The organism is Catellatospora sp. KI3 (genome assembly GCF_029948125.1).
Taxonomy (GTDB): domain Bacteria; phylum Actinomycetota; class Actinomycetes; order Mycobacteriales; family Micromonosporaceae; genus Catellatospora.
Genome location: NZ_JASAMB010000063.1, coordinates 1 through 1,177, shown reverse-complemented (window position 1 = coordinate 1,177; position 1,177 = coordinate 1). Strand labels below are relative to the sequence as shown.

Here is a 1,177-nt window from a genome sequence, read left to right as displayed (position 1 = left end):
GGCCGGCTCAAGCGGTTGTTGCAACGAGGTATTGGTTGAGTCGTTCGGCGGGGTTCTGCCAGTTGAGGGTTTGGCGCGGTCGTCCGTTGAGTTCGCGGGCGACCGCGTCGAGTTGGTCCTGGCTGATGGTGCGGAAGTCGGTGCTGGAGCGGGGGAAGTACTGGCGGAGTAGTCCGTTGGTGTTCTCGTTGCTGCCGCGTTGCCAGGGGGCGTGGGGGTCGCAGAAGTAGACCTTGCAGTCGGTGGCGAGGGTGAACCGGGCGTGGCGGGCCATTTCGGCGCCCTGGTCCCAGGTGAGTGTCTTGCGTAGCTCGTCGGGCAGGCGGTTCATGAGGGTGATGAGGACGTCGGTGACGTTGTCGCTGACACGTGATTCGGGCAGGGCGCCGAGCATGACGTAGCGGGTGGCGCGTTCGACCAGGGTGATGATCGCGCTGGTGCCGCGGGCGCCGATGATCAGGTCGCCTTCCCAGTGGCCGGGCACGGCCCGGTCGGCGACCTCGGCCGGGCGGGTCGAGATGTGCAGATCGGCCACCCACGGCTTGGCCGAGCGCAGCGCCGTGGCGGCCCGCGACTGCGGTCTGCGGGCCGCCCGTCCGGAGCGCAGCGCGACCTGCCGGGCCAGCTCCTCACGCATCCCGCCCCGGGCCTGGTAGTAGATCGCCTGGTAGATCGTCTCGTGCGACACCTGACACTCCGGCTGATCGGCGTAATCGATACGCAGCGACCGGGCGACCTGCACCGGCGACCACCGCTGGGCCAACCGCTGCCTCACCAGGTGCCACAGCGGTGCCATCGTACGGCTGCGCCGGGCACGCAGCTTCCCGTCACGCGGCCGCCGGGCCCGCCTGTCGGCCCGGCGCTGGGCATGCTCGTGGCAGTACTTCCACCGGTACGCCCCGCCCCAACGCCGTGGCGCCGGGTACCCGGCGCCACGGCCATGCGGGTGCCACGCACCCCCGGGCACATAAGCGCCCTGGTAGGCGTTGTTGCGGGTAACCTCCCGCCACACCGTCGTGCGGTCACGGCCGATCGCCGCCGCGATCTGCGAGAACCGCAGGCCCTGACCGAACAACACCTCGATCTGGGCACGTTCCTGCGAAGTCAGACGTCTGCCGGGCATGGATCACATCCTCCAAGATCCATACCCCGTTGCAACAGCCGGTAGAAACCGCCG

At 69.3% G+C, this 1,177-nt stretch carries 1 protein-coding gene; it reads right to left on the bottom strand.

Going from position 1 to position 1,177, the window contains the following annotated elements; genetic code table 11:
- Positions 1–7: 7 nt before the first annotated feature.
- Positions 8–1,123, bottom strand: a complete 1,116-nt coding sequence (locus tag QEZ54_RS36190; RefSeq protein WP_281309304.1) for an IS30 family transposase — start codon at positions 1,121–1,123, stop codon at positions 8–10.
- Between the last annotated feature and the right edge of the window lie 54 nt (positions 1,124–1,177).